General features: G+C 64.9%; 18 protein-coding genes, 5 tRNA genes and 1 rRNA gene. 4 read left to right on the top strand and 20 right to left on the bottom strand.

Translation table 11 applies throughout. From position 1 onward, the window contains the following. Together QZY67_RS07535 and QZY67_RS07540 are read right to left on the bottom strand one after the other, a co-directional pair. On the bottom strand, positions 1–576 hold a 576-nt coding region (locus tag QZY67_RS07535; RefSeq protein WP_295369496.1), incomplete at its 3' end, for a PEP/pyruvate-binding domain-containing protein. A gap of 643 nt (positions 577–1,219) precedes the next feature. Continuing rightward, the gene (locus tag QZY67_RS07540) at positions 1,220–1,735 is read right to left on the bottom strand and encodes a cob(I)yrinic acid a,c-diamide adenosyltransferase (RefSeq protein WP_295369498.1); all 516 of its coding nucleotides are present in this window, start codon (positions 1,733–1,735) and stop codon (positions 1,220–1,222) included. A 217-nt stretch (positions 1,736–1,952) separates the two neighbouring features. Here QZY67_RS07540 and QZY67_RS07545 point away from each other — a divergent pair, with 217 nt between their 5' ends. Continuing rightward, the gene (locus tag QZY67_RS07545) at positions 1,953–2,996 is read left to right on the top strand and encodes a DUF975 family protein (RefSeq protein WP_295369500.1); all 1,044 of its coding nucleotides are present in this window, start codon (positions 1,953–1,955) and stop codon (positions 2,994–2,996) included. A gap of 60 nt (positions 2,997–3,056) precedes the next feature. On the opposite strand, the gene tsaA is transcribed toward QZY67_RS07545, so the two are convergent. Together tsaA and QZY67_RS07555 are read right to left on the bottom strand one after the other, a co-directional pair. Beyond that, positions 3,057–3,521, bottom strand: coding sequence for a tRNA (N6-threonylcarbamoyladenosine(37)-N6)-methyltransferase TrmO (gene tsaA, locus QZY67_RS07550; RefSeq protein ID WP_295369502.1), 465 nt, complete (start codon positions 3,519–3,521; stop codon positions 3,057–3,059). A gap of 9 nt (positions 3,522–3,530) precedes the next feature. Then, positions 3,531–4,298 carry a 4Fe-4S dicluster domain-containing protein gene (locus tag QZY67_RS07555; RefSeq protein WP_295369504.1) on the bottom strand — a complete coding sequence of 256 codons (768 nt, stop codon included), beginning with the start codon at positions 4,296–4,298 and terminating at the stop codon, positions 3,531–3,533. A gap of 272 nt (positions 4,299–4,570) precedes the next feature. On the opposite strand from QZY67_RS07555, the gene QZY67_RS07560 reads away from it, so the two are divergent. From QZY67_RS07560 to QZY67_RS07570, 3 genes are all read left to right on the top strand, one after another. Further along, on the top strand, positions 4,571–6,013 hold the full coding sequence (locus tag QZY67_RS07560) for a helix-turn-helix transcriptional regulator (RefSeq protein WP_295369506.1): 1,443 nt from the start codon (positions 4,571–4,573) through the stop codon (positions 6,011–6,013). Positions 6,014–6,173: 160 nt separating this feature from the next. Further along, positions 6,174–7,496 (top strand): hypothetical protein, encoded by a 1,323-nt coding sequence (locus QZY67_RS07565; protein ID WP_295369508.1) that lies wholly within the window; start codon positions 6,174–6,176, stop codon positions 7,494–7,496. 569 nt (positions 7,497–8,065) lie between these two features. Further along, on the top strand, positions 8,066–10,480 hold the full coding sequence (locus tag QZY67_RS07570; RefSeq protein WP_295369518.1) for an S-layer homology domain-containing protein: 2,415 nt from the start codon (positions 8,066–8,068) through the stop codon (positions 10,478–10,480). Between the two features lie 167 nt (positions 10,481–10,647). On the opposite strand, the gene QZY67_RS07575 is transcribed toward QZY67_RS07570, so the two are convergent. The 16 genes from QZY67_RS07575 to rrf all read right to left on the bottom strand — a co-directional run bounded on the left by QZY67_RS07575 (position 10,648) and on the right by rrf (position 25,059). Continuing rightward, positions 10,648–11,841, bottom strand: a complete 1,194-nt coding sequence (locus QZY67_RS07575) for a VWA domain-containing protein (RefSeq protein ID WP_295369509.1) — start codon at positions 11,839–11,841, stop codon at positions 10,648–10,650. 12 nt (positions 11,842–11,853) lie between these two features. After that, entirely contained in the window at positions 11,854–14,106 is a 2,253-nt protein-coding gene (locus QZY67_RS07580; RefSeq protein ID WP_295369510.1) for a DUF5682 family protein, read from the bottom strand. Further along, positions 14,106–15,197, bottom strand: a complete 1,092-nt coding sequence (locus QZY67_RS07585) for an AAA family ATPase (protein ID WP_294534570.1) — start codon at positions 15,195–15,197, stop codon at positions 14,106–14,108. The genes QZY67_RS07580 and QZY67_RS07585 overlap by 1 nt, the downstream gene beginning before the upstream one ends. Continuing rightward, positions 15,190–17,121 carry a hypothetical protein gene (locus QZY67_RS07590; RefSeq protein ID WP_295369512.1) on the bottom strand — a complete coding sequence of 644 codons (1,932 nt, stop codon included), beginning with the start codon at positions 17,119–17,121 and terminating at the stop codon, positions 15,190–15,192. Before QZY67_RS07590 ends, QZY67_RS07585 begins: the two co-directional genes overlap by 8 nt. A gap of 13 nt (positions 17,122–17,134) precedes the next feature. Continuing rightward, positions 17,135–18,583 (bottom strand): SWIM zinc finger family protein, encoded by a 1,449-nt coding sequence (locus tag QZY67_RS07595; RefSeq protein ID WP_295369513.1) that lies wholly within the window; start codon positions 18,581–18,583, stop codon positions 17,135–17,137. Positions 18,584–18,847: 264 nt separating this feature from the next. Then, a complete protein-coding gene (locus tag QZY67_RS07600) occupies positions 18,848–20,773 on the bottom strand; it encodes a glycogen/starch synthase (protein ID WP_295369514.1) in 1,926 nt (641 codons plus the stop codon). A gap of 306 nt (positions 20,774–21,079) precedes the next feature. Then, positions 21,080–21,292, bottom strand: a complete 213-nt coding sequence (locus tag QZY67_RS07605) for a ferritin family protein (RefSeq protein WP_295369515.1) — start codon at positions 21,290–21,292, stop codon at positions 21,080–21,082. Between the two features lie 51 nt (positions 21,293–21,343). Further along, a complete protein-coding gene (locus QZY67_RS07610; protein WP_366448956.1) occupies positions 21,344–22,417 on the bottom strand; it encodes a DUF255 domain-containing protein in 1,074 nt (357 codons plus the stop codon). A 358-nt stretch (positions 22,418–22,775) separates the two neighbouring features. Further along, on the bottom strand, positions 22,776–23,837 hold the full coding sequence (locus tag QZY67_RS07615) for a VWA domain-containing protein (RefSeq protein WP_295369516.1): 1,062 nt from the start codon (positions 23,835–23,837) through the stop codon (positions 22,776–22,778). After that, positions 23,825–24,151, bottom strand: a complete 327-nt coding sequence (locus QZY67_RS07620) for a hypothetical protein (protein WP_295369517.1) — start codon at positions 24,149–24,151, stop codon at positions 23,825–23,827. The genes QZY67_RS07615 and QZY67_RS07620 overlap by 13 nt, the downstream gene beginning before the upstream one ends. A gap of 234 nt (positions 24,152–24,385) precedes the next feature. After that, positions 24,386–24,461: transfer RNA gene (locus tag QZY67_RS07625), tRNA-Thr, on the bottom strand. Between the two features lie 26 nt (positions 24,462–24,487). Beyond that, positions 24,488–24,564: transfer RNA gene (locus QZY67_RS07630), tRNA-Asp, on the bottom strand. Between the two features lie 38 nt (positions 24,565–24,602). After that, positions 24,603–24,678: transfer RNA gene (locus QZY67_RS07635), tRNA-Trp, on the bottom strand. Positions 24,679–24,681: 3 nt separating this feature from the next. Beyond that, positions 24,682–24,758: transfer RNA gene (locus tag QZY67_RS07640), tRNA-Ile, on the bottom strand. A 68-nt stretch (positions 24,759–24,826) separates the two neighbouring features. Continuing rightward, positions 24,827–24,902 (bottom strand) — tRNA-Asn (locus QZY67_RS07645). Positions 24,903–24,943: 41 nt separating this feature from the next. After that, a 5S ribosomal RNA gene (rrf, locus tag QZY67_RS07650) occupies positions 24,944–25,059 on the bottom strand.

Genomic DNA, 25,059 nt, shown 5'->3' on the forward strand with positions numbered 1-25,059 from the left:
CTTCTCCTTCTTGTAGAACTCCTTGAAGAGGACCACCAGGTGCTTCATGTCGTCGGTGTCCAGCTCCACGTCCTGCTTGACGCCCTTCTTGGCCTTGACGTCGTCGATGATCTCCTCAAAGCGCTTCTTGGACAGCTCCATCACCACGTCGGAGAACATCTGGATGAACCGGCGGTAGGAGTCGTAGGCGAAGCGGGGGTTATTGGTGAACTTGGCCAGGCCCTCCACCACCACGTCGTTCAGGCCCAGGTTCAGGATGGTGTCCATCATGCCGGGCATGGAGGCCCGGGCGCCGGAGCGGACGGAGACCAGCAGGGGATTCTCGGGATCGGCAAACTTCTTGCCGCAGATCTCCTCCATCTTGCCCAGGTACTCATAGATCTGAGCCTGGATCTCCTCGTTGATCTGGCGGCCGTCATTATAATACTGAGTGCAGGCCTCGGTGGTAACGGTGAAGCCCTGGGGCACAGGCATGCCCAGATTGGTCATTTCGGCCAGGTTGGCGCCCTTGCCGCCCAGCAGCTCACGCATGGAGCCATTGCCCTCGGAAAAGAGATAGACGTACTTATGTGCCATGTATACTTCCTCCTTAGCGGGTTGGGGATGCAAGCGTGGCGTCTGTCCGTCCGAATGGGGTGACAGGTTCTCGCTGGAAGACGCGCAGGCTGCCGCTGCCTGATTTCCCCTCAATGAAAGCTATTATATCATTTTGTCAAAATTTTTCAAGGTTCCATTGTATAAATTATGCAATATTTTGTCTGACCAAAAATTTACCTGTATTTTTTACTCTCGAGAATACATTATTTGGTCGGTTTTTTCATTTTCCTGTTTTTGTTATTGTAAGAAATGTTGTATTATTTTATTTTTTACGCAATTCATTTGTACGGTTTTTTATTCCAGGTTCTCTGCTTTTCCGGCTCCAGAGGACAAAAAGCGCACCGGGCATCCGCCCGGTGCGCCCAGCGTGTCGAAAAACCTCAGTTTAAAAGCCCCCGCCTGGACCAGGGCGGGGGAGCGCGAGGGGGCAGCCGCCCGCCTCGCGTGGAATCGAATGCCCCGGAAGCCTTGCTGTGCAAGACTTCCGGAGAGCGGAGCGGGGACTTTTGCGCCGCTGTGCGGCGCGAAAGTAACGGCATTCTGGAAGGCTGTCGAAAAAGTCCTTGAACTTTTTCGACAGTCTGGCGCACCGGGCATCCGCCCGGTGCGCACATTCTGTCTGTTACCACTCGATACCCTTTCGGGCGGCCACGCCCTTGTCGAAGGGGTGGCGGATTTTTTTCATCTCGGTGATGTAGTCTGCCCGCTCCACCAGGGCGGGGTCCGGGTCCCGGCCGGTGATGACCACCTCCAGGTCCTCGGGCGCGCCGTCCAGGAAGGCGAGCACGTCCGCCAGGGGCAGCAGCCCGGTGGACACGGCGGCGCAGCACTCGTCCAGCACCGCCAGGCCGCACTCCCCCGCCTTCACCTGGGCGGCCACCTGCTCCAGGGTGCGCTTCAGCTGCACGGCGCAGGCCGCCTTCTCCTCCTCATTCATCAGGAAGGTGAACTTTACCTGCTCGGGGGCGGGCAGCAGCGTCACGCCGGGCACATGGGCGATGGCGTCCCGCTCGCCGCTGTCGCCGCTCTTGAGGAACTGGGCGATGACCACCTTTCTCCCCCGGCCCGCCGCCCGCAGGGCCAGGCCAAAGGCGCAGGTGGTCTTTCCCTTTCCGTCTCCGCAGTAGATATGAATCATAGCCGCTCCTCCTCGTTTTTCAAATTCGCCGGGCGCCGGGACGGACTTCCCGAAGCATATCTGCGCGCCCCGGGCCGGCCGCCGGCCCGCTGTCCTGTCAGCCCCACTATACCAGATTGTCCCCGCCGCCGCAACGGGGTTGTTTTCCGCCCTCCGGTTTGCATTTCCCCGCCGGGTATGGTATGATGCACACATCTGAGAGAGGGGGAATCCGCCTATGTACAACGCTCCCATGTTTGGCCCGCCCGTATTTGTCAACCGAAAAGACCTGAAGCGGGCCGCCAAAGAGGACCTGCGCACCGCCCGCCCCAGGGTGTGGAAGGTGACGCTGGTCTATCTGCTCCTCACCAGCGGGCTCTTCCTCCTGCTGGACCTGGCGCTGAGCGGCTCGGTCCTCTATGGCCGTAATCTGCTGGCCGCCCTGCTCACCTCCACCGACCCTCAGCAGCTGCTGAATGTTCTCGCCGTCTCCGCCGCTCCTGTGGCGGTGCCCGTCTTTTTCCTCCAGATTCTCCTCCAGCTCTATGCCGTTGTGCTGGAATTCGGCTACTGCGGCTATACCCTGCGCCGCAGCCGGGGGGAGGCTGCTTCCTTCAGGGACCTGCTGGGCGGCTTCGGCATGGCGGGCCGGGTCATTGTGATGAACCTGATTGTCCTGGCCTTCTCCCTGTGCTGGGCCTTCCTGGTGCTGGTGCCGGTCACCCTGGCCGTATCCTTCCTGATGTCCCTGTTCCTGGTGGGCGCCTCCATCTACGCCACGCCGGAACAGCTGGTGGGACAGCTTCTGGTGTTCTACCCGGTGATCCTCGTGATTTTCATCGCCGCCGCCCTGCTCATCCTGTTCCTCACCCTGCGGTACGCCCTGGCCCCCTTCTGCCTGGCGGACCGGCCTGACAGCGGTCCCCTGGAGGCGGTGCGCCGCAGCCGCGCCCTGCTCGGCGGCCGTTACGGAGAAATTTTCAAGCTGGTTCTGTCCTTCCTGGGGTGGAGCATCCTGTCCGCCGTGCTCTCCGGTCTGGTGTCCGGCGTATGCGTGGCCGCGGGCTGCCTCTTCTTCCTCAGCTCGGGCAGTCTGACCGCCCTCACCGCCGGCATTGTGGCCGGCGAGGTTCTGGCCTTCGTGCTGCCCCTGCCCCTCACCATCTGGCTCACGGGGTACCGCACCGGCACCCTGGCCCGGTACTACTGCGCCATCTCCGCCGACGTGTCCCAGCCCTCCGGCGGACAGCCCATCCCCGGCGGCAGCAGCTGGCCCCTTTGACTCCTGCATACAAAAAAGTTCCGCCTTACGGGGCGGAACTTTTTTCTGCTTTCGGGGCGTTTACTCCCCCCGGGCTCTGGCCTCCTCATAGGTGTGGGGCCAGTCGGCGTGCCAGTCGGGCTCCTTTGTCTCCATCACCCGGTCCAGGCCGGAGGAGTAGGGTTTGATGTCCAGCACCGGGGTGCCGTCCTCCGCGTCGCTCCAGTCCAGGGTGAGCACCCCCCGCTCCCGGTCAACGGTCAGGATGCGCCCGGTGGACAGGGCGATGGGATTCGGCCGGCTGGGGGAACGGCTGGCAAAGACCCCCATGGGCCCCGGCGTACCCCGGTGGGGCGGCCGGACCTGGAGGCGGCTCCGGTCCTCCGGGTTGTCCCGGCGGTCAAACCACCAGAGGATGTGGACATGGCTGTACAGCTCCAGGCCCAGCAGGCCGGGGGCATAGGCGCGCTCCAGCTCCACCCGGACCCCCTTCTCGTCCTTACGCAGCACCCCAATGGGGGCGATGTGCAATGTTTTATGCTCCATGCCGCCTCCTTACGCCCGGTAGAAGGTCTCGGGCAGCCGGTAAGGCGCGCACTTGAGCTCAAAGGCCTTGCGTGCGGCGTGATAGGCCGCCCCGCGGAACGCCCTGGACCCGGCAGGGCACACCCGGATGCAGGCCGCGCAGGCGATGCAGGTGTCCCCGCTGGTCACGGTGGGCTCCGCCAGGTCGATGGAATGGGTAGGGCAGATGGCGGCGCAGGCGCCGCAGGCGGTGCAGCTCTTGTCCCCGGCCGGACGGAACGAGGCGGAGCCCGGCTTTTTGTAGGGCCGGCTGCCCTTCACCAGAATCTCTCCGGGGTGGCCGTCGGAGAACAGGCCGCGCCGGGCCTGGCACTCCCGGCCAAAGGCGGCGATGGCGGCCATATCCTTTTCGTCAGGCCGATCGGCGGCCACGGTGGGGAAAATGGAGTGCCTGGCGATGAAGGCGCCGGCTCCCACCACCCGGAATCCCTGGGCCTCCAGCAGGTCGGTCAGCTCCAGCAGGGCGTCGTCGTAGTCCCGGTTGCCGTAGACCGCGATGGCCGCCGCCGGGCCGCCGTTCCCCTTCAGATGGGCCAGGGAGGACAGGCACAGGGCGGGAATGCGGCCCGCGTACACCGGCATGCCCACCACCAGCATTTCCTCCGCGCCCACGGACACATCCTCTGTCAGCGGCGCCTTCAGCAGGTCCACCCGCTCGCCGCCGGGCTCCATGGCGGCGGCCGCCGCCTCCGTGACCCGTCTGGTGGTGTCGTTGGGACTGAAATAAACTGCTTTCAACAATAAACTCCCCTTTCCCGTATCCGTGCCGCCCGTTCCGCACCGGGGACAGGCGGCGCCTGTGCAAATTCAGGCGGCGGATTCCGCCCGGGCAGACTGTTTTATTATTATAGCACAGCCTTTTCCGCCATGCCAGCCGTGCCGCCCTGAAATACGCCCGGGCGCTGTGCGGAAAGGTGTGCGGAAAAAGGACCTTTTTTGTGCACACCCAATTGGAAATATCTGTGCTATACTGTGGTTGCTTTTACACAGTCACAGATGAGGTGAGACGCTTGCTGTTATTCAGCGAATATCTCCGCGACCTGCTGCGGGAGAAGAAAATGACTGTATCGGCCCTGTCCCGGCTGTCGGGTGTGGAGCGGACGGCCCTGTCCAAGGCCCTGACGGGCCAGCGCGTGCTGCCCTACGACGCGCTGGACGCCCTGATTTATCATCTGCGCCTGACCCCCGGCGAGGGGCAGCGGCTGCGGGCCTACTATGACGCCCAGTTCGAAAAGGAGGGGCTCCGCCGGGCCCGGGAGCTGGTGGGACGGCTGTTTTCCGACCTGGCGGAGCTGGACTTCACCGCCCCCGCCTTTGAGGAGAGCCAGCTGCTGATGGATCTGGACGGGTACGCCGGGCGGCGGTCCATCTTCTCCGGGGCCACCAATGTCCAGCCCCTGCTGCGGATGGTGCTCTCCCAGGAGCTGACCCGGACGGACGCCCGGGTGGAGCTGACTGTGCCGCCCACGGACACCTTTCTCAGCGGCGAGCTGCTCCGCCGGTACCTGGATGGCCGGATGGGGGCGGAGGTCAGCCAGATCATCGCCTTTGACGCGTCGGGGGCGGCGGAGGACATCAGCCTGCACAATCTGGAGTGCTTCTGCCGGATTCTCCCCATCTGCCTGCTGTCCGGGCGGAAGTACCACCCCTATTACTACTACGACAACACCATTGCAGCCCGGTATACCGACCCCTTCCCCTATTTTCTGATTACCCACAGCTGCGTGGTGTGCCTGTCGGAGGACGGCGGGCAGGCCATGCTGCTCCGGGGGGAGGACCAGGTGAACTGCTACCGCCGGCACTTCCACTCCCTCCTCTCCCGGTGCTACAACCTGATCCAGTACACCGCCGACCCGGTGGAAATCCTGGAGTCCTACGACCTGTGCACCGACGAGAACGGCTTCTATATGATTATGGATCAGCCCTGCTTCGGCCGGTTTTACGACGAGGCGATTATCGGCCGGTATCTGCGGTCCGGGCTGCCCTTCCACGACCGGCTGGCGGAGGTGGCCCGGCGGCGGTTCGGCAGGCTGCGGACAGCGGAACGGTTTTACACCCTGTTTACCCGCAGCGGCCTGGAGCGGTTTTGGAACACCGGCTCGCTGGACGACTTTCCCACCGCCTTTGTCGCTCCCTTCCCGCCGGAGCAGCGGCGGCTTCTGATGGCCGCCCTGGCGGAGCGGATCCGCTCGGGAGACATCACCGGACGGCTGCTGGAATCGGGAAGCTTTCCCGACTATCTGAGCATGACCACCTCCCAGCGCTCCGGGGTGGGGTTTTTCACCACCGAGCACTTCCCGCTGCAGGACGGCTTCTGCTCGGTGCAGATCCGGGAGCCCAACCTGTGCCGGGCCTTTCACGACTGGCTGACCCACCTGCCGGGCTCCGGGCAGGTGCTGGGGGCAGAGGAGACGGCAGCGGTGCTGGAGGCGCTGGCCCATACAGTGACGTGAGGGGTGTGCCGGCATTGAACTGAGATTGCAGCAAATTATGACTTTTCATTTTTATCGGCGCCTTTGCGGCCTATCCGGCCTGTTCTGGGAAGGGGCAGAACATCCAGCAGGATGCGGAAGAGCACAGGCGCCGCCGTTGGAAATATCAGGAGGAAGTATCATGAAAAAGCAAGGCCCGAGGACGCGGAGTACAACACGGATCATCAGCTGGCTTTTAACCCTGGCGCTGGCCGCCGGGCTGTGCGCTCCCCTGGGGGACCTGGTGCCAAAGGCGCAGGCGGCAGGCTCCCTCAAGCCCACCGCGCCGGTGCTGGACGGTTTTCTGGCGCCGGTGTCCCAGGTCGCTCAGGTCCCCGCCGGGTACGTCGGCGTGTACACCGCTGCCGGCCTGATGGCCATCTCGGACGCCCCGAGCTCCAACTACATTCTGATGGCCGACATCGACCTGTCCGGCGATGCGTGGGAGCCCCTGTGCTCGGTCTCCCCCTTCACCGGGATTTTTGATGGCAACGGCCATGTAATCACCGGCCTCACCGGCTCCGGCGGCCTGTTTGCCTCGCTCAGAGGCGGGACCATCCGGAATGTGGGCATAAAAAATGCCGCTATCTATCCGGATACAACTGTGAGCAATCCCTCCCCCATCGGCGGCATTGTGGGGGAGATCACCACTGCTGTCACCTCCTCGCTTATCTCCAACTGCTACTTCTCCGGGGATATTCATGACGCCGCCCCCTCCGGTTCCTTCAGCTTCTCTTCCTGCGCCATGGGCGGCATTGTAGGGCGGGCCTCCGGCGACGACGCCCTGGTGGAAAACTGCTGGATGGCGGGCGACATTATCTCCACCCATCCCGGCTCCCCGTTTTCCGGGCCTGATCTGGGCGGAATTGTGGGCATTGCCGACCGCATCACCATTACCGGATGCATCCATATGGGCGATATCCAGGCTGTGGGCCAGAGCGCCCTCATCGGCGGTATCTGCGGCCACAGCTCGGGCGAAATTACCGACTGCCAGAACTGGGGTACCATCACATACCGTGGCCTGGAAGGCAAAGTGGCCGGTATCATTAACAATTCCAGCTCCCCCGGCCCCACAGCCACCCGCTGTATGAACGCCGCAGATATTTCTGTCACGGATACCACGGAGGGCTCCGACAGCAGCCGGGCCAGTGAGGTGGGCGGCCTGTTCTCCTATGGCGGGACCCTGTACGACTGCTTCAACTGCGGCGACATCTCCGCCGACGGCTGCTGTATGGTTGGCGGCCTGTCCGGCCGGGGCCCCGTCTGGCCCGGAATTGCTATAACACAGGACGGGTCACCGCCGTCAATATGGGAAGAGACTCCAATGGGAACTCCTATTCCGCCTCGCTGGGCGGCTGGCCCTGGGACCTGGAGAACTGCTTTGGACTGGTACGTCCGGACGACACCCTGCCCCTGCTCCCCGAGGGCTATGAGGATGACTATCTGGTCAACGTCCGCAGTCTGAGTGAGAGCCAGATGGGCTCTTCCTCCAGCTTCACCGGCTTTGACTTTGGCGGCACCTGGACCATGGGCAGCGGCAGCTACCCCTATCCCGTCCTGCAGAGTATGAACCTCCCCGGCGGCGGTGACAGCGCCCAGCCCTCCTCCGGCACTATCCCCACCCCCGTTCTGGATAAGGCGGAGTTTGCCAACAAGGCGGTGACCGTGACTTGGACCCTGCCCCTCACCGTCCCCGGCCAGACCCACACGGTGGACAGCTTCAACATCCTGCGAAAGTCGGGCAGCGGCAGCAGCTACCAGAAAATCGCCACCGTGTCCGGCAGCTCCGGCGGCTCCTACACCGACCGGGCGGTCATCATTGGGGCCACCTATACCTACACTGTCCAGGCCTGCTACCAGGGCAAGACTGGCAGCTATGACGCCGAGGGCCTGACCGTCAAGGCGGAGGACCCGCCCGGCGTCAGCGATGACCTGTCCTACGAAATTGTAAACGGAAAGGCCGTCATCACCGACTGCCGGGAGACAGCGGTGAACGTGTCCATTCCCGCCCAGTTGGAGGGCTGCCCGGTGGTCATGATCGGCGACGGCGCCTTCCAGAGCTGCCGAAAGCTGACCAGCGTCACCCTGCCCGACTGCCTGACCGTGGTGGGGGACCACGCCTTCGACGGCTGCTCCTCCCTCACCTCCATCGACCTGACCCATGTCATCAGCATCGGCCAGCAGGCCTTCGCCTGGTGCTCCGATCTGACGGATATCCGTTGCGGCCCGGACCTGGCCTCCTTGGGCGAGCACGCGCTGGAAGGCTGGACCTCGCTTTTGACGGTGACGGGCTACGTCCGCACCCCCGCGGAGCTCCAGTGCAGCATGGAGGGCGTCAAATTCCGGTACATCCCCTCCGATGTGGATAAAATCGCCCGGGGCACCTTCGAGTATCCCGATGCCAACGGGGACACCGCCTCCTGCTCCTTCTACTACAACGACGACTTCTTCTCCTACGACAACAGCGCCTACCACAGCGACCTGGCCGTTATGACTCTGAAGCTGGCCATGGCGGGCTACTCCCGCCAGAACCTGTACACCGAGGAACTGCCCGAGCACGACCTGCGCCGGGCCCTCAACCTCCAGCGGCTCTTCTCCGACATGGGCTTTGGCAACGCGGAGTTCCACAACTACAACGCCGCCCTGACCGACACCTCCTCCAAGGTGGCCTACGGCTTTGCCAGCAAGCAGATCGGTCAGGACGTGGTGGTGGCCGTTGTGCTGCGGGGCGGCGGCTACGGCGGAGAGTGGGCGGACAACTTCAACGTGGGCTCCAGCGGAGACCACGCCGGCTTTTCCGCTGCGGCCAAGGCGGTCCAGGCCGAGCTGGAGGACTATATCGCCGGGCTGAAGGACCTGTACCAGTTCTCCGGGGAGGTAAAGCTGTGGATGACCGGGTACAGCCGATCAGGGGCCACCTGCAACCTGCTGGCCCAGGCCATGTCCTCCCGGATTGACAGCGATAACCTCTACGCCTATGTATTCGCCGCGCCCAACTGTACCACCGCCCCCAAGGCCTGCCGGGGGCTGTTCTCCATCATCAGCGCCGCCGACCTGGTACCCTGCGTGCCCCTGAGCAAGTGGGGCTTCGGCCGCCACGGCACTACCCTCACCTTCCCCTCCACCCTGCCTGCGTCCCGCAAGGACGAGTTTGAAAAGCTCTCCGGCATTGACCTGGATGACCATAAACCCGTCACCTATGCGATTCAGCCCGCCGCAATCCAGCGGTTCATCTTCTCCCTGGGTATGGTGGTAGGCAGCCGCAGCGCCTACAACGACCGGTATTCCGACCTGATTCAGCAGAGCCTGCGGGCTTACTACGGTACAGAGGAGCCGTTGTACTCCGCAGGAGAGACGCTAGCCAACGGGCTGTCCATCTCCGTCCTGCTGCCGCTGCTGCCCGACAACCTCATCTCTTTGTACATGCTGGATGCCATTGGCCGGGCCCATGAGCCCGCCCACTACCTGGCCTGGCTGGAGGCGGGCACCCTCAACTCCATCCGCGACTTTGACGCCAGCGGCAAGATGGTCACCTTCGCCTCCTCCGCCAACGCCCAGATCAGGAGCAGCAGCGGCGACGTGGTTGCCACCATCCGGGGCGGCGTTATCTCCACCGTGAAAAAGGCCGACGGCCTCCAGCTGGAGTGCGCGGACGGCCAGACCACCGTGCTTCTCACCAGTGGCGACTGGACGGTGGAGGTCTACGGCTCCGGAACGGCGGACATCTCCATCCTGGAGTTCTCCTCCAGCAGCGCCGTACGGCGGGAGGTGCTGTTCTCCGGCGTGGCGCTCAAGAGCGAGGTAATGGCCCTGGAGATCAGCGCCGGCAGCAGCCAGGAGGAGTACCGGCTGGAGGACGGAAACAAAATTATCCGCCCCACCAGCGACACCGCTTCGGATGCGTCCGCGTCTTCAGAGTTCCAGGACGTCCTTCCCGGCTCCTGGTACTATGACGCGGTTCAGTGGGCGGTGGAGAACGGCGTCACCTCGGGCACCAGCGCCACCACCTTCTCTCCCGACCGCCCCTGCACCCGGGCGGAGGTGGTCACGCTGCTGTGGCGCGCCCTGGGTCTGGACGAGCTGACCAGCCGCTCCACCGAAAACCCCTTCCGGGATGTGGACACCGGGGCCTTCTACTGCGACGCGGTCCTCTGGGCGGCTGAAAACGGCATCACCACCGGCTCCTCCGCCACCACCTTCTCCCCCAACGTCGTCTGCACCCGGGCGGAGGTGGTCACCTTCCTGTGGCGCACCGACTACCCGCCCAAAAAGCTCAGCGGTCCCGTCGGCTTCTCGGACGTGGAGCTGGACGACTTCTTCTGGTTCCCGGTAAAGTGGGCCCTGGAGGAGGGGATTACCACCGGCACCAGCGCCGCAACCTTCTCCCCCCTGCTCACCTGCACCCGCGCCCAGGTGGTTACCTTCCTCTACCGGTACTTTTCAAACTGAGCCGGCTATCCCGGATATAAAAGAACCCGCTCTCTTCAGGGCCGCTGACAGCCCTGAAGAGAGCGGGTTCTGCAGTTGACGCCCCGCGGGGCTTTTCACTCCGTTTTCCGCGGAGGGGCTGCCGGGGCGCGGGCCGGCGCTCCGGGGCGCTCCCGCCGTGTCCGGCTTCACTGTCCGGAGCCGGCAAAAAGGGATTGGCCGGGCGCTTTTTCGGCGAAGGTCCCCAGGTCCCGTCCCTTCAAAACCCGCTCCAGCAGCTCGGGCAGCCGGTCCGGGGCGCAGGCAAAGCAGGGGATATCCATGCCGGCGATGCGCTGGGCGGTCTGTACATCGTAGCGGGGCTTGCCGCCGTCGGCGATGGCCAGCAGCACCGCCACCGTGACCCCGGCGCCCTTCAGCTCCTCTATCCGGCGGAGCAGGGCGGCCCGGTTGCCCCCCTCCTCCAGGTCGGAGATGAGGAAGAAGATGGTCTTTGCGGGCTCCTCCACCAGCCCCTGGCAGTAGGCGATGGACCTGGCGATGTCGGTGCCTCCCCCCATCTGAAAGCCGAAGAGCAGATCCACCGGGTCGGCGCACAGGGGCGTCAGGTCCATGATTTGAGTGTCAAAGGCCACCACATGGGTGCGCACCGCCGCCATGGAGGCCAGGATGCAGGCCATGACGGAGGAATAGAAGATGGAGGGGCCCATGGAACCGCTCTGGTCGATGTCCAGGATAATATGCCACCGGTTGGTCCGGCTGGAGCGGTCAAAGAACCACACCCGCTCGGGGACAATGGCGCCCAGCTCCGGGCGGTAGTTGCGGAGGTTGCGGCGGATGGTGCAGGGGAAATCGATGGCGGCGGCGCTGGGCAGGGGCGAGTGGGCCCGCCGGTTCAGGGCGGCGGTGACCGCCCGGCGCACGTCCTCCTCCAAAAGGCGGTTGATCTGCTCCACAATCTTCCGAATGAAGCTGCGGGCCGCCTCCTTGGACTTTTTGGGAATCTGGTCCTTGAGCATGAGCAGCGTGGAGGCCAGGTTCATGTCCGGCTCCAGCCCCTCCAGCAGCTCCGGCTCCAGCAGGAGCTGCTTCAGGCCCTTGCGCTCGATGGCGTCGTTCTGCACCACGGCCACAATCTCCGGGTCAAAGAGGCTGCGCAGGTCCCCCAGCCACTTGGCGATGTGGGGGGCGGAGGGGCCCCGGCCTGCGCCCTGTCCCGCCCCGCCGAAGCTCTCCCCCGGCCCGCCGTAGATGGCGGCCAGAGCGCTGTCCATCAGCAGCTCCTCCCGGGACAGGGGCGCGGCCCCCATCCCCTCAAAATCCGGCTGGCTCTCCGCGCCCAGAATCAGCCGCCACCGGACCAGCTGTGCCTGCTGTGCCATGGGAATCCCCCCTCAGATGTCGTCAAAATCAAAGTCCTCCAGGCCCTTCAGTGCCTCCTGCTCGCTCTGGGTCAGCTCCCCCGTCAGGGCCTCGGCGGCCTGGTTCTGGTTCACGCCCCAGATCTCCCCCAGGTTCTCGGCAATGTCGCTCTTCTCCGCCGGGGTGAAGCCGGAAAAGGCCCGGCGGAGAAAGACCAGGGCCCGGCGGAACTGCCCCTCGTCCAGGGCGCTCAGATAGTCGTCCAGATGCCTCCACAGGGACAGCCGGGCGATGAGGGCGTACCGGTTTTTGGACGCCAGGCCCTCAAACCACCCCGCGCCCAGCTCGGCGGGCACGCCGGGGGAGAGCCGCCGGGCGATCTCCCGGGCCAGCAGCGCCTCGTCCGCCTCCCCCCGCTCCAGCAGGGCGGCCATGGCAAAGCCGGAGCAGAGGGTGTTCAGGTCGTCCCGGTCGGACACCCGCCGGAGCAGCTCCAGCCACCGCTCCCCCTCCAGGCAGTCGTGCTCCAGCTGAAGCCGGTTGAGCTGGTCCATGGCGGCGGTGACGGCGGGGGCCGTCTTGGCGTCGCAGCGGCAGGCGTCCTCCAGGGTCAGGCAGGCCCGGAGGAACAGCCGCTGGAGCAGGGGCACCACCGGAGCCGGGTCAAACCGGCGCAGGTCCCCGTACCGCACCACCAGGGAGAGCTGTACCGCGGTGTCCGCCACGTCGGTGAGGGCGGCCGCGTCCACGGACAGGCCCTGGAGCACCGCCAGGGCCTGCCCGGCGGCGGCCGGCATGCCGCACAGGAAGGCGTCCCGGAACACGGCGGCGGCCTGGGCGATCGAATTGCAGGCCTCCCCCCGCTCCCGCAGGGCAAAGGCGGCGGCCCCCTCCACCGTGTCCCCCAGCAGGGAGGCCTCCACCACTTCAATCTCCACCTCGGGGGTCCAGCGCAATGTCCAGTACTCCCCCCAGTTGGCCCCCTCCTGCCGGGATGGCAGCGGGGATGCGAAGTGGATGCCCAGCACCCGCAGCCGGTGGAGGAAGCAGGAGCGCCGCAGGTCCAGCAGGGCGGCTTTGGGGTCCTTTACGTTCAGCCGCTCCCGCAGGTCCAGGTCCAGCTGCCGCTGTTCCACGCCCCGGTACTTCTCCAGCCGCAGCTCCCGCAGCTGCCGGTAAAAGTCCTCCTGGACCGAGGTGCGGCTCACCCCCTCGGGGATAAAGCCCACCCGGGTTCCAATCTCCGTGTCCGCCGCGGCCACCGCCAGCTCGGAGAAATTGCCGTGGCCCATGGCGGCCACCGCCCCGTCCCGCAGGTCCGCCAGGACGGGATACCGGCTCCCCCGCAGGGCGCACAGGGCCCTGGACAGCCGCAGGGCCTCAATGACCTCGGCGGAGGACACCAGGTTGCCCGCCTTCCGGTGGGCGGCGGCCAGGCGGGTCAGGTAGAGGGCGGGCAGGTCCCCCGGGCCGCCCTGGCGGAGGGCGTCCCACAGCAGCTCAAAGTAGGCCGGGGCCTTGTTCCCCGCCCCGTAGCCCGACCGGCTGGACAGGCGGTAGTAGGAGTAGGGCATCAGGGTGGCGGTGCAGTCGGCCCGGGGCAGGGCGGCGAGCTCCTCGTCCGTCATGGGCGCGTTCTCCCGCAGGCCGGGCACATGGAAGGCGCCGCAGACGCAGAAGATCCGCTCCGGCGGGATACCGCTCTCCACCGCCTCCCGGATGACCCGCTTCATATAGGCCTCCCGGACCAGGGTCTTGGCGGTGCGGAACTTTCCGTCCCGGGCGGTGCGGCGCAGCTGTTCCCCAAAGGTGTTGGCCGCCGCCTGAAAGGCCCGCCAGTCCTCCAGCTGCTCAAAGCTCCGCTCCCAGAAGGTGTCGTGCTCCTCCCCGGTGCGCTCCTCCAGCTGCCGGTACACCCACTCGGTGTTCTCCTCCGGCTCCTCCCGGTCCTCCCCCGCCTCCTCCAGGGCCAGCATGGCCCCGGAGGGCAGGTCCATGAAGCGGCACGCCGCGCCGTGCTCGCGGGCCCAGAGGATGGCCCGCAGCTCCGGGGAGTAGACGGCCAGGGGGTACAGGATGGTGCGCACCGGCGGCTCTCTGGTGTAGGCCAGGATGGCCGCCGGAAATCTGGTCTCCGGGCGGCAGAGCCAGTGCATCTGGTCGTTTAAGTCGGAGGGGCCCTCCACCAGCACCAGCTGGGGCCGGCACGCCTCCAGGGCCCGCTCCAGGTGGAAGGCCGCCGCCGGGGACAGGTGGCGCACGCCGAACAAGACCGGGCCGTCCATCACGGCTCCAGTTCCCGGCAGGCCCGGTACAGGGGCAGCCAGCCGCTTCCGCGCTTTTTCATCACGTTCTCCAGGTACTCCTTCCAGGCCAGCCGGTCCTTCTCCTCGTCCTTCACCACCGCCCCCTGGAGGGCGGCGGCCAAATCCTCGGCCGTGACGGCGCCGGTGCCGAAGCTGCCCGCCAGGGCCATGGAGTTGGCCAGCAGGGAGATGGCCTCGGCGGTGGAGAGCACGCCGCTGGTGGTCTTGAGCTTCTGCTTGCCGTCCAGGGTGGCACCCGCCCGCAGCTCCCGGAAGATGGTGACCACCTTTTCCACCGTGTCCTCCCCGGGCTGCCGGGCGTTCAGGTCCAGCCCGGCGGAGAGCTGCTCCACCCGGGTGCGGACAATCTCCAGCTCGGTGGCCAGGTCGGCGGGGGTGGGGAGCACCACGATGTTGAACCGCCGCTTCAGGGCGGCGGACATGTCGTTGACCCCCCTGTCCCGGGTGTTGGCGGTGGCGATGACCGAGAACCCCTTCACCGCCGGCACCTCCAGGCCCAGCTCGGGCACGCTGAGCCGCTTCTCCGACAGGATGGAGATGAGGGCGTCCTGCACCTCGCTGGCGCAGCGGGAGATCTCCTCCAGGCGGGCGATGGTGCCGGTCTCCATGGCCCGGTACACCGGGCTCTTCACCATGGCCTCCGGGCTGGGGCCTTTGGCGATGAGCATGGCGTAGTTCCAGGAGTAGCGGATCTGCTCCTCGGTGGTGCCCGCGGTGCCCTGGATGACCTTGGTGGAGTCCCCGTTGACGGCGGCGGCCAGGTGCTCGCTGAGCCAGGACTTGGCCGTGCCCGGCTCGCCGATGAGCAGCAGGGCCCGGTCGGTCACCAGGGTGGCGATGGCGATCTCCACCAGGCGGCGGCTGCCCATGTACTTGGGGGTGATCTCCACCCCCTTCACCTTCTCGCCGCCCATGATATAGGTCAGCACCGACCGGGGGGACATGCGCCAGCCGGTGGGAATGGGGTCCGTCTCGGCGGCCATGAGGGCCTCCAGCTCCCGGCGGCAGAGCTCCTCCGCCGGGAGGCGCTGTACGTTCTGTTCAGCCATGTTGTTCCTCTCCTCTCCGCAGGGCCTCCTGCTCCCACTTCTCCAGGTACCGCGCCGCCACGGACGCGGGCCAGTAGCCCCGCTGGACCTTCAGCTTCTTCTCCTGTACCAGCCGGTCCAGCTCCCTGAGCTGCTCCGCCTTCTCCTCCGGCGGGACGGGCAGCTGTTCCAGCAGGCTCATCATCTCCCACTGGGCGGGGCCGCCGCTGTTTTTCCTGGCCCACTGGACCGCAAAGCCGCCCCAATCCGTCCAGCCCGACTCCGCCAATATCCGTACGATCTGCTGGACCTGGCCGTAGTAGGGGCTTTTCAGGGCGGTACGGTACAGGTAGGCCGAGACCTCCCCGGCCAGGTCCGGGAGCCGCCGCCCCTCCAGCAGATTCAGCAGCGCCCCGTCCAGCCCGCCGCCCGCCCGGGCCAGCAGGGAAAACCACCGGGTGTCCAGGGGCGGGATTGCCACCGGCGGGGCGGCGGCTGGAACGGCGCCCACAGCCCAGCGGTAGGCTCCCTCCTGCCCGTCCCAGCACAGGGAACACAGCACATGGCGGAAGGGGCGGATGGCCTCCTGGCGCACCCTGGCGCCCAGCAGGCCGGTTTTGAGGAGCTGCCGCTCCGCCCAGGCGTAGCTGTCCGCCGGGGCCTTGGTGAGGAGCCGGGCCGCCAGGGCGGGGGCCAGAAAGTCCTCTCCCGCCCGGTCCTGAAGCTCCATGGCCAGCTGGCACAGCGCCCTGTCCCCGCCCGTCACAATGGTACGGCACAGGGCCAGCGCCGCCCGCAGCCGGAAGGAGCCCAGGGGCTCCATGTCGAAGCAGGAGAAGCGCAGCCGCTCCGGCTTCCCGCTCTCCCCAGTCGCCTGCCGGTCCAGCTGCCGCTCCGTCAGGCCGGCCAGGCGGCGGTAGAGTGCCTGAACCTCCGGGCCGTCCTTGCCCTCCAGGGTCTGGCACAGCGCCTTGAGCCGCCGCCAGGTCTCCTGGGGCAGCACGGCCTCCGGGTCGGCCTCCATCCGGTCCAGTGTCTCCTCAAACAGTCTGGCGGTGATGCGGCTGGCCGTCCGGGAGGAGACGCCCTGCAGCAGCTCCAGCAGCTTGTCCGGGTCCTGTTCGGCCTGCTCTGCCAGATAGGCCTCCCCCTCCGGTATGTCCAGCCGGGCCAGGGCCTGGTGGGCCAGATCCCGGGCGGCCCCCTTCCGCTCCGTCCGGCACAGCTCCAGCAGCGCGGCCCCGTTGGACGGGTCGCAGCCCAGGGCGGCGATGAGGGCCAGGCGGACCTCCTTTTTCGCCCGGGGCAGCTGCGCCGTGAAGAAGCCGCTGGCCCGGGCCCCGGCCGCCCGCTCCATGACCTCCACCCGCCGGGCCATGGCCCGGCCGCCGGCGGGGTCAAAGCCCGCCTCCAGCAGGGGGAGGATGTCCGGCCCCTGCCGGGCCAGGATGGCGGCGTTCAAATCGGCCAGCTCCCCGTAGCTGTCCCCCAGTCCGGAGACCAGGGCGGGGAGCACCCGGTAGTCGTCAAAGTACTCCGGGTGGGCCTGGAAGGCCTCCTGCACCGCCGCCATCCGCCCGCCGCCCGTGCCGGTCAGGGCCTCCAGCAGGGGCCTGAGCTGGCCGTAGGACACCTGCCGGCAGGCGCCTGTGCCGGGGGGCAGGGGCTCCAGCGCCCCGTCCATGCCCGCCGACGCCTGGGTGTACGCCACCGCGTCCACCAGGGCCAGCACGTCCAGCAGCGCGCCGCCCCGCTTCTCCGCCGGTGCGGACAGCAGGGCGTCCAGCCCGGCGCTGATTTTGGCAAACACGGGGCTGGCTGCGGCCAGGGGGGCCAGCCCCTCCCGGGCCCGCCTCAGGCGGAAATCCTCGTTTAAAATGCCGGTGCCCGCCACGGCGGTGTGCTCCAGCCGCTCCTGTACCTCATACAAAGGCTGTAAATCCACCCCGATCCCCCCTTTAATACTGAAGCCGGATGATCCGGGACCGGGTCACCGCGCTGTACGGGTGCAGGCAGAGGGACCGGTCCTCCCTGTGGTAAAACATAAGCCCGAAGAGGGCGTCCCCCTCGCGGAGGCCGCCGGGCACCGCCGCCACCCGGGCCGCGGAGGCGTGGTCGGCGCCGTCCTCCGGCCGGTCCCGCAGGACAATGCGGCCGCCGGCGGGGTCCTCCAGCACAAAAACGCCGTCCACCGCCCCTATCCGGCCCACAGGCAGCAGCACGGGCATAAACTTGGGCAGAAGGGTGTTTTTAAACTGGTTCTTGGCCAGCTTGACCGCCGCGGCCAGGCCGGGCTGGGCCAGGCCCGGCAGGGACGCCTGCTCCTCCCCGGTGAGGGGGCGGGGCTCGGCGCTCTCCCAGCGGATGCGGCGGCAGCCCTCGCCGGGATAGGTGTACAGCGCCGGGACCTCCAGCAGGGAGAAGCAGCTGTCCTCCCCCTTCACATATTTCAGGGCCTTCACCGGCCGCAGGTTCAGCGTCTGGTCCACATGCCCCGTGTCCAGGTCCAGCCAGAAGCCCCGCTCCACGTACTCCAGCCTGGCCTGGTCGTAGGACACGTCAAAGGAGAGCTGCACCAGCCGGACCCTCTCCCGGCAGGCCCCGATGGCGCGGAGGTCCTCCAGCCGCCACACGCCCCCCATGGCCTCAAAGAGGATGTTGTCCTCGGCGGAGAACTGCCCTGCCTCCAGCTTCTGCTGTAAAAAGGCCCTGCCCTTTTTGATGGTGGAGCGCAGGGCGACGAGCACCTGCAAGGCCTCGTCATAGGCCTGCCCGGCCCGCTGGGGGGACTGCTGGATGGCGCGCACCGCCAGGGCGATGCGGGAAAAGGCGGTCTGGGGCCCGGTGAGGTAGTGGTTGCCCAGCTCCTTGGTCAGCTGCTCATAGGCCTTGGCGGAGCTGCCCCCCAGGCTGCCAATCCCGGCGTTCAATAGGTCCTCCACCATCCGCTCCGCCATGTCCAGGCCCTCCAGCTGGCGGCTGAGCCGCTTGGCCTGGGCGGCTGCGTTGGGCCTGGCCGGCTTTTTCTCCGCCGGAGCCCCAGCGGCTGCCTCCTTTTTGGCGGCCCGGGCGGCCTGTCTGGCCCGCTTCTCCGCCAGGTCCTCCGGGATGTCCGCCTGGGCAAAGGGCTTTCCGCTCAGCTGCTCAAACATGAGCCCCAGGGCGTGCTTGCAGGGAAACTGCCGGCTGGGGCAGGAGCACCGGCACACCGGCGCCTGGGGGTCGGTCCAGTCCACGGACACCCGGTAGGGCGTCTTGCCGCTGCCGGCGCAGGCGCCCCAGACCAGGGTGCCGTCCGCGCTGCGGCACAGCCCGGAGAACTTGCCGCCCCGGGACAGCTTGCGCCCGTTCTCCGCCGCCGCGGGGTTGGGCGCCTGAAGCAGGATGAATTGCTCGGTCAGTTCCATGGGTCCACCTTCTTTTCAAACGGGCGGACCGCCGCAGTCCGCCCTGTGATTTTGGAGTCCGTGCGCATATTCACTTCAAGCTGATTCTACCATATTGCGCGGGAAAAGAAAATGCGGAAAACCGGCGTGCCGGAGCTCCCCCGCCCCAATTCTAGCTGGCTTCTTTTGGGATAAATTTTCCCCCAGGTGCCGAAACGCACCGGGCGGGAGGCTTTGCCTCCCGCCCGGTGCGCCTGTATGTTCCGCTTTCTCCCGGTGCGCGGCTTACCACTGGGTCAGCTCCAGGTACAGGTCCTTGTACTGCCTGGCCGACCGGGTCCAGGACACGTCCTTTGCCATGTCCCGCTGGACCACCTCGTCCCAGTGGTAGCGGTTGTTAAAGTAGAGGGTCTTGGCCCGGTTGATGGCGTCCAGCAGCAATCCCGCGTCGTAGCGGTCAAAGGTGAAGCCGTTTCCGCCGCCGGTGAAGTCGTTGTGGGGCTCCACGGTGTCCTTCAGGCCGCCGGTCTCCCGGACAATGGGCAGCGTGCCGTAGTGCATGGCGTTGAGCTGGGTCAGGCCGCAGGGCTCAAAGCGGGAGGGCACCAGCAGCGCGTCCGCGCCGGCGTAGATGCGGTGGGCCCTGGCCTCGTCGTACTGGATACAGGCGCTGAAGGCGCCCTTGTAGGCGTACTCGTAGTAGCGGAAGGCGTCCTCATACTGCTTGTCGCCGGTGCCCAGCACCACCACCTGGGTGTTCCCGTCCAGCACCTGGGTCATAATGGCGTTGACCAGGTCCAGGCCCTTCTGGTTGGTCAGGCGTGAGATGAGGCCGATGACGAACTTGCCCCCGTCCTCCTGCAGGCCCAGCTCCCGCTGGAGGGCCAGCTTGTTCTCCAGCTTGCCCTTGAGCACGCTGCCGATGTTGTAGTGGACCGCCAGAGCCGGGTCGGTCTCCGGGTTCCACATGCCGTAGTCAATGCCGTTGACGATGCCTCTGAGCTTGCCGCTGTGGTAGCGCAGGTGGTCCTCCAGCTGCTCGCCGTACTCTCTGGTCTGGATCTCCCAGGCGTAGGTGCCGCTGACGGTGGTGATGCGGTCGGCATAGGCCAGGCCGCCCTTGAGCATGTTGGCGTCCACCCAGTTCTGCTGCAAAGCGCCCATGCCGAAGGCCTCGTCGGGCAGGCCGGACCAGTACTTGATGGTGGGGATGTTGTAGATGCCCTGGAAGCGCAGGTTGTGGATGGTGAGGACCGACTTGGCCCGGCCCACCGGGGTGTCCCTGAACAGGGTGCGCAGGTACACCGGCACCAGGCCCGCCTGCCAGTCGTGGCAGTGGACAATGTCGGGAATCCAGTTCATGTAGTTGAGGGCGGCCAGGGCGGCCTTGCTGAAGAAGCAGTATTTGGGGATGTCGTCCACCAGGTTGGTGTAGGGCCTGCCCTCCGTGAAGAACTCCTGGTTGTCGATAAAGTCGTACACCACGCCGTCCCAGATGTACTCCATGATGCCCACGTAGTACCTGCGCCCGGTGTTGCCCAGGTCCATGTAGAACTCGCCCCGGTAGATCATCTTGTCCTGGTACTCCTGGGGGATGCAGGCGTAGCGGGGCAGGATGACGCGGACGTCGCAGTTGAGCCGGGCCAGCTCCCGGGGCAGGGCGTACATCACGTCCCCCAGGCCCCCCGTCTTGACAAAGGGATGGCATTCCGAGCCGATAAACGCAATGCTTCTGCGGGGCAGATTGGCGATCTCATTCACGGGTGCAGACACCTCCTCAGCAGGCGTGGGGTTCTCTTCCACAGGCGCGGGCTCCGCCGCAGGTTCAGCCTTCTCCGCCGCAGGCGCGGAGGTTTCCTCCACAGACGCGGGCTCCGCCGCAGGCACGGAGGTTTCCGCCACAGGCGCGGGCCCCGCCGCCGCAGGTTCAGCCTTCTCCGCCGCAGGCGCGGAGGTCTCCTCCGCAGGCGCGGAGGGCTTCCCGGCAGGCGCTTTCTTCCTTCCGGGAGACGCCGCCTTCTTTCCCGCCGCAGCGGTCTTCCCGCCGGCGGACGCCTTCCTGGCGGCAGGCTCCGTCGTTTCCCGGGCAGGCGCGGCTGCTTTCTCCTGCGGGGTCTCCGCCGCGGCGGGCGCCTTCCTCTCCTCAACCAGGGCGGCAGCCTTCTCCTCAGCCGCTTTCTTCTTCATGGAATCTGCTTTTTCCCGTGCCATAATGAATCTTCCTTTCCCTTATGTATCAGCATGGAATCCTCGCAGCTCGCTTTTTCAATGGATATCGCGCAACAGAGACATGGGTCCCTGGTGTTGATAAAAATATAACACATCCGCGCTCTTTTTGCGAACACTTTTTGGAAGAATTCAGGCGAACGCCTACGTTTTTCCAGCTCAGTCCGCCTGTATACGGGCTGAGGAGCCCTGTGCGGCTCCGGTGCAGCCGCAAACGGCACCCCACTTGTTATTCAGTATACCATACTGTCCAACAAATGGGGTGCCGTTTATCGAGCGCGCCTCTGACGGTTATTTTTCGTATTTTCGCAGCAGATCCAGCAGTTTTGCGGCATGCTCCGCCTCATCTTCCGCAAACCCGGCAAACAGCTGGGCCAGCTCCTTGTCGCTCTTCTCCACTTCGTGGGTGTAGGCCTGAAAATCGCGTACCAGCGCGGTGGTGTTCTGCCATGCCCTGAGCACATGGTCCCGGTCGGTGATTGTAAATCCGTTTTTGCTGTCCATACAGATTCCTCCTAAGATTTGTTCTCTTTTAGTATCTCCAAAAAACGCCCCTTATCCATGGGCGGAAGGCAGCAATGATCCCGGCAAACATAAAAAGCAGTCTGGCCGTTTAACAGCTTGTAGTGCTCCGAGGCTCTGTCCATAACGCTGACCACAGCGCCGGAGGGCAGCAGGAGCGGAAGCCAATGCAGATCTTCCCCGTTTGACACAATCGTCACCTGGAGGGGCGGCTCCAAAAAATTGGACAGGGCCATCAAAAACGAGGGGCCGCGCCGTCAATTCGTGTGCCCTGCAGTATGCCAGGATCAGCAGCGCGTTGTCATAGAGCATCTTCTCAAAGTGGGGGACCAGATAGAACCGGTCGGTGGAATACCGGCAGAAGCCATAGCCGATATGGTCAAACAGGCCTCCCGCGTACATGCGCTGAAGGGTTGTCTCCGCCATTTCCAGGGCGCTCCGGTTCCCGCGCTTTTCATACTGCTGCATGAGAAACAGCAGGTTATGGGGCGTGGGGAATTTAGGCGCCGGCCCAAAGCCGCCAAAGGCCGGGTCAAAATTCTCCCTGTACCACTCCATGGCGTCTTCCAGCAAAGCCTCGCCGCTCCGGGCGGGGGGCTGCCCATGGGAGCGCTGGCGGAGCAAGGCCGTAATCTCATCCGCAGAGCGCAGCAGCCCTTCCCGCTCCCGCTCCCACTTCTGCTCAATGAGCAGCAGCAGGTCCTTGAAGCCGATGGAGCCATAGCGGGCGGTTTTGGGAAAATAGGTCCCTGCAAAAAAGGGCTTCTTCCCGGCGGTCATGAAGATGCTTGTGGGCCAGCCGCCGCTGCCGGTAAACGCCTGACAGGCCGCCATGTAGATGCTGTCAATGTCCGGCCGCTCCTCCCTGTCCACCTTGACGGACACAAAGGCTCTATTCAGAATGCGGGCAATCTCCGGATCTTCAAAGCTCTCATGGGCCATGACGTGGCACCAGTGGCAGGTGCTGTACCCGATGCTCAAAAAGACAGGCTTGTCCTCTTCTTCCGCCCTGCGGAAGGCCTCCTCCCCCCAGGGGTACCAGTCCACCGGATTTTCCGCGTGCTGGAGGAGATACGGGCTTGTCTGATTTTTCAGATGGTTTTTCAACTTTCCACCTCGCTGTTTTAAATCGCCTTATCCGGCTTTTCCCATTCTCTGTAAAGCGCAGACCGCGGCAGGGGCGAGGCCACTCACCCCGCGGCTCAGTTGGGGGCGGCGACTGGCGGCAGACGCCGGCAAGCCCTGCCTGCGTCTCGCCACATACGCGCCGCCCGTTCTCACTGGACGTTTATACCGCTTCCTCCCAACCGGTTTTCTTCTCTGATAGTATTGGTCTCACGGGAAAATTTATTCCCGCCGGAAGATGCAGGCCTTCCCTGCTTTGCAGACGGCAGATCGTCCCAATCAGGGGCCTCCCTTATGTACCACCGCCAAAAGGCGGTGGCAGGGTGGGTTGACGGATGGTTTATACGGTGATGACAGAGTCGCAGCAGCAGAAATCATTGTCAATGTTATGGGCAATGAAGCGGGCTTTAAAATTGCGGGCGCTGCACATCCCCGACCTGCAGGACGTGTCCATATCCTCGGGCACCACAAATCTGATGCACTTGACCAACACGTCGCGGCACGCCGGGAAATTGTGGGCCGGAATGGTCAGTGTCTTCATGCCGCGCTGGTACTCCACTCCGTTCTCCCCCACCTCCGTGAGGATCACGGCCAGAGCGACCCGCTTGCGGGGGCAGACATTCTTGATGGTCACATTCAGTTGGATGATGCGTCCCAGGGACGCAAGGCAGACATCGCCCGCATCCACAACCACGAAGTCCGTGCAGCCCTCTACCGTCAGCTCCACCGGAACAGGGCACTTCTCCGCGCAGACCACTGTATCGCACTCCACGGTCACAGTAGGCTCCGGGAAGGTCGCCACATTGCCCTCGGCGTCGGTATAGGTGATGGACTCGTTGACCAGCTTGGTGCCGGAATCTGCGCCAGTATGGCGGATGAAGAACTCGAGCACCGCGCTTTCCGACGCGCTCACCCCCAGGGCGGGAATCGTCCACCGCAGGGATCTGTCGGTGAGCATGGTGGCGCTGCCGGCCGACGGGTCCAAAATACTGGTAATGACAAAGTCAGAGGTCACAACTTCGTTGATCTCGATGTTGGTGGCGCCTGTTCTCGAGATGTTGGCGGCCAGCTGGGCAAAAAGCGCCTCCAGATCGGCCGCGTCCGGCGTAACGGCCACATGGGTGTTATCGGGATCTGTGGCCCAGTCGTTGAGGGCGCTTACGTCCACCCCGTCCGACCCAACCAGGCCGATGCAATAAATCACAATGCCCTGTGCCCGGGCCGCGGCGGCCACCGGAGCGGGCGGGTCGCCCGCCGTGGTATTCCCGTCGGTGAACATGACCATGACCTTGGCATTGCCGGAGCTGGGCTCAAAGAGCGCCGTGGCCTGCTCGAAGGCGTCGGCGTGGTTGGTGCTTCCCCCGGCCGTCAGCCCATCCACGGCGTCTTTTAAGGTATCCACCGAAGTGATATCTGGGTGTCCTGAACAGCGGTATCCGCAAAACTGACGATCCCGATCCGGCTTCCCGCCCCAATTTCCCCTGTCGGCTGTCCGCCGGTGGATTGGGAGATGATGTCGATAAAGGTCTTGGCGCCGGCCTTCATGCTGGATAACGGCGCCCCGGCCATGCTCCCCGAGCGGTCCAGGATCAGGGCAATATCAGTGGGGTTCGATATAATATCAGGGGCGGCTGTGAGTGCCAGCGTCACCTTCAGGGAGCCGTCACAGTCGATCCGGTCTGCACTGATGACTTTGTTTGAGTTTGTAATACCCAATCGTATTACCTCCTTCTGGGGTCTTGTCCCATCTCAGTCTATGCGGCCGCCCAGGTATGTGACACCATCGTGGGCGGCGCTCCCCCATCGTAAAAATAGAAAAGCCGAACAGGTTATTCCTGTCCGGCTGACTTTTCGGCGGGCTGTTTGGGTTTTATGCGGGTTTTCGTACCCAGTTTTATCTGAAAGAATAAAAACAAAACCCTAGAACCATTGCGGCTCTAGGGCTTCATGTGGAGCTGCTACCCAGATTTGAACTGGGGACCTCATCCTTACCAAGGATGCGCTCTACCGACTGAGCTATAGCAGCATGTCAGGCGCGATTGCACCCAACAATGGCGACGCGGAAGGGACTTGAACCCTCGACCTCCGGCGTGACAGGCCGGCGTTCTAACCAACTGAACTACCGCGCCATCTTTTTATCAAAGACAGCGGTCGCTGTAATGATTTCTGGCAGGGGCAGAAGGAATCGAACCCTCGGCACGCGGTTTTGGAGACCGCTGCTCTACCAGCTGAGCTATACCCCTATGTGGTGGGCCTTCACGGGCTCGAACCGTGGACCGGCCGGTTATGAGCCGGCTGCTCTAACCAACTGAGCTAAAGGCCCATATGCCGTCCACTGAAAAGAAAACGGCTTGCCGTCACGGCATACGTGGCGGCAAGCCACTCTTATTTTGGCTCCCCCTGTTGGACTCGAACCAACGACAACGCGGTTAACAGCCGCGGGCTCTACCGACTGAGCTAAGGAGGAATATAAAAGGGTCCGGTCTGGTCAGACCAGACCCTTCTTTGTGTTGGCATTACCTATTTTCCCGGGCCGTCTCCAGCCAAGTATTTTCGGCGCAGGTGAGCTTAACTGCCGTGTTCGGGATGGGAACGGGTGGACCCTCACCGCAATCAACACCAAC

Source organism: uncultured Pseudoflavonifractor sp. (assembly GCA_904419835.1).
In the GTDB taxonomy this organism is placed as follows: domain Bacteria; phylum Bacillota; class Clostridia; order Oscillospirales; family Oscillospiraceae; genus Pseudoflavonifractor.

What these genes read in the sequence shown, in the direction of transcription:
- QZY67_RS07540 (WP_295369498.1), bottom strand. Translation starts at nt 1,735, where the DNA reads ATGATTCATATCTACTGCGGAGACGGAAAGGGAAAGACCACCTGCGCC.
- QZY67_RS07545 (WP_295369500.1), top strand. Translation starts at nt 1,953, where the DNA reads ATGTACAACGCTCCCATGTTTGGCCCGCCCGTATTTGTCAACCGAAAA.
- tsaA (WP_295369502.1), bottom strand. Translation starts at nt 3,521, where the DNA reads ATGGAGCATAAAACATTGCACATCGCCCCCATTGGGGTGCTGCGTAAG.
- QZY67_RS07565 (WP_295369508.1), top strand. Translation starts at nt 6,174, where the DNA reads ATGAAAAAGCAAGGCCCGAGGACGCGGAGTACAACACGGATCATCAGC.
- QZY67_RS07570 (WP_295369518.1), top strand. Translation starts at nt 8,066, where the DNA reads ATGATCGGCGACGGCGCCTTCCAGAGCTGCCGAAAGCTGACCAGCGTC.
- QZY67_RS07575 (WP_295369509.1), bottom strand. Translation starts at nt 11,841, where the DNA reads ATGGCACAGCAGGCACAGCTGGTCCGGTGGCGGCTGATTCTGGGCGCG.
- QZY67_RS07580 (WP_295369510.1), bottom strand. Translation starts at nt 14,106, where the DNA reads ATGGACGGCCCGGTCTTGTTCGGCGTGCGCCACCTGTCCCCGGCGGCG.
- QZY67_RS07585 (WP_294534570.1), bottom strand. Translation starts at nt 15,197, where the DNA reads ATGGCTGAACAGAACGTACAGCGCCTCCCGGCGGAGGAGCTCTGCCGC.
- QZY67_RS07595 (WP_295369513.1), bottom strand. Translation starts at nt 18,583, where the DNA reads ATGGAACTGACCGAGCAATTCATCCTGCTTCAGGCGCCCAACCCCGCG.
- QZY67_RS07600 (WP_295369514.1), bottom strand. Translation starts at nt 20,773, where the DNA reads ATGGCACGGGAAAAAGCAGATTCCATGAAGAAGAAAGCGGCTGAGGAG.
- QZY67_RS07605 (WP_295369515.1), bottom strand. Translation starts at nt 21,292, where the DNA reads ATGGACAGCAAAAACGGATTTACAATCACCGACCGGGACCATGTGCTC.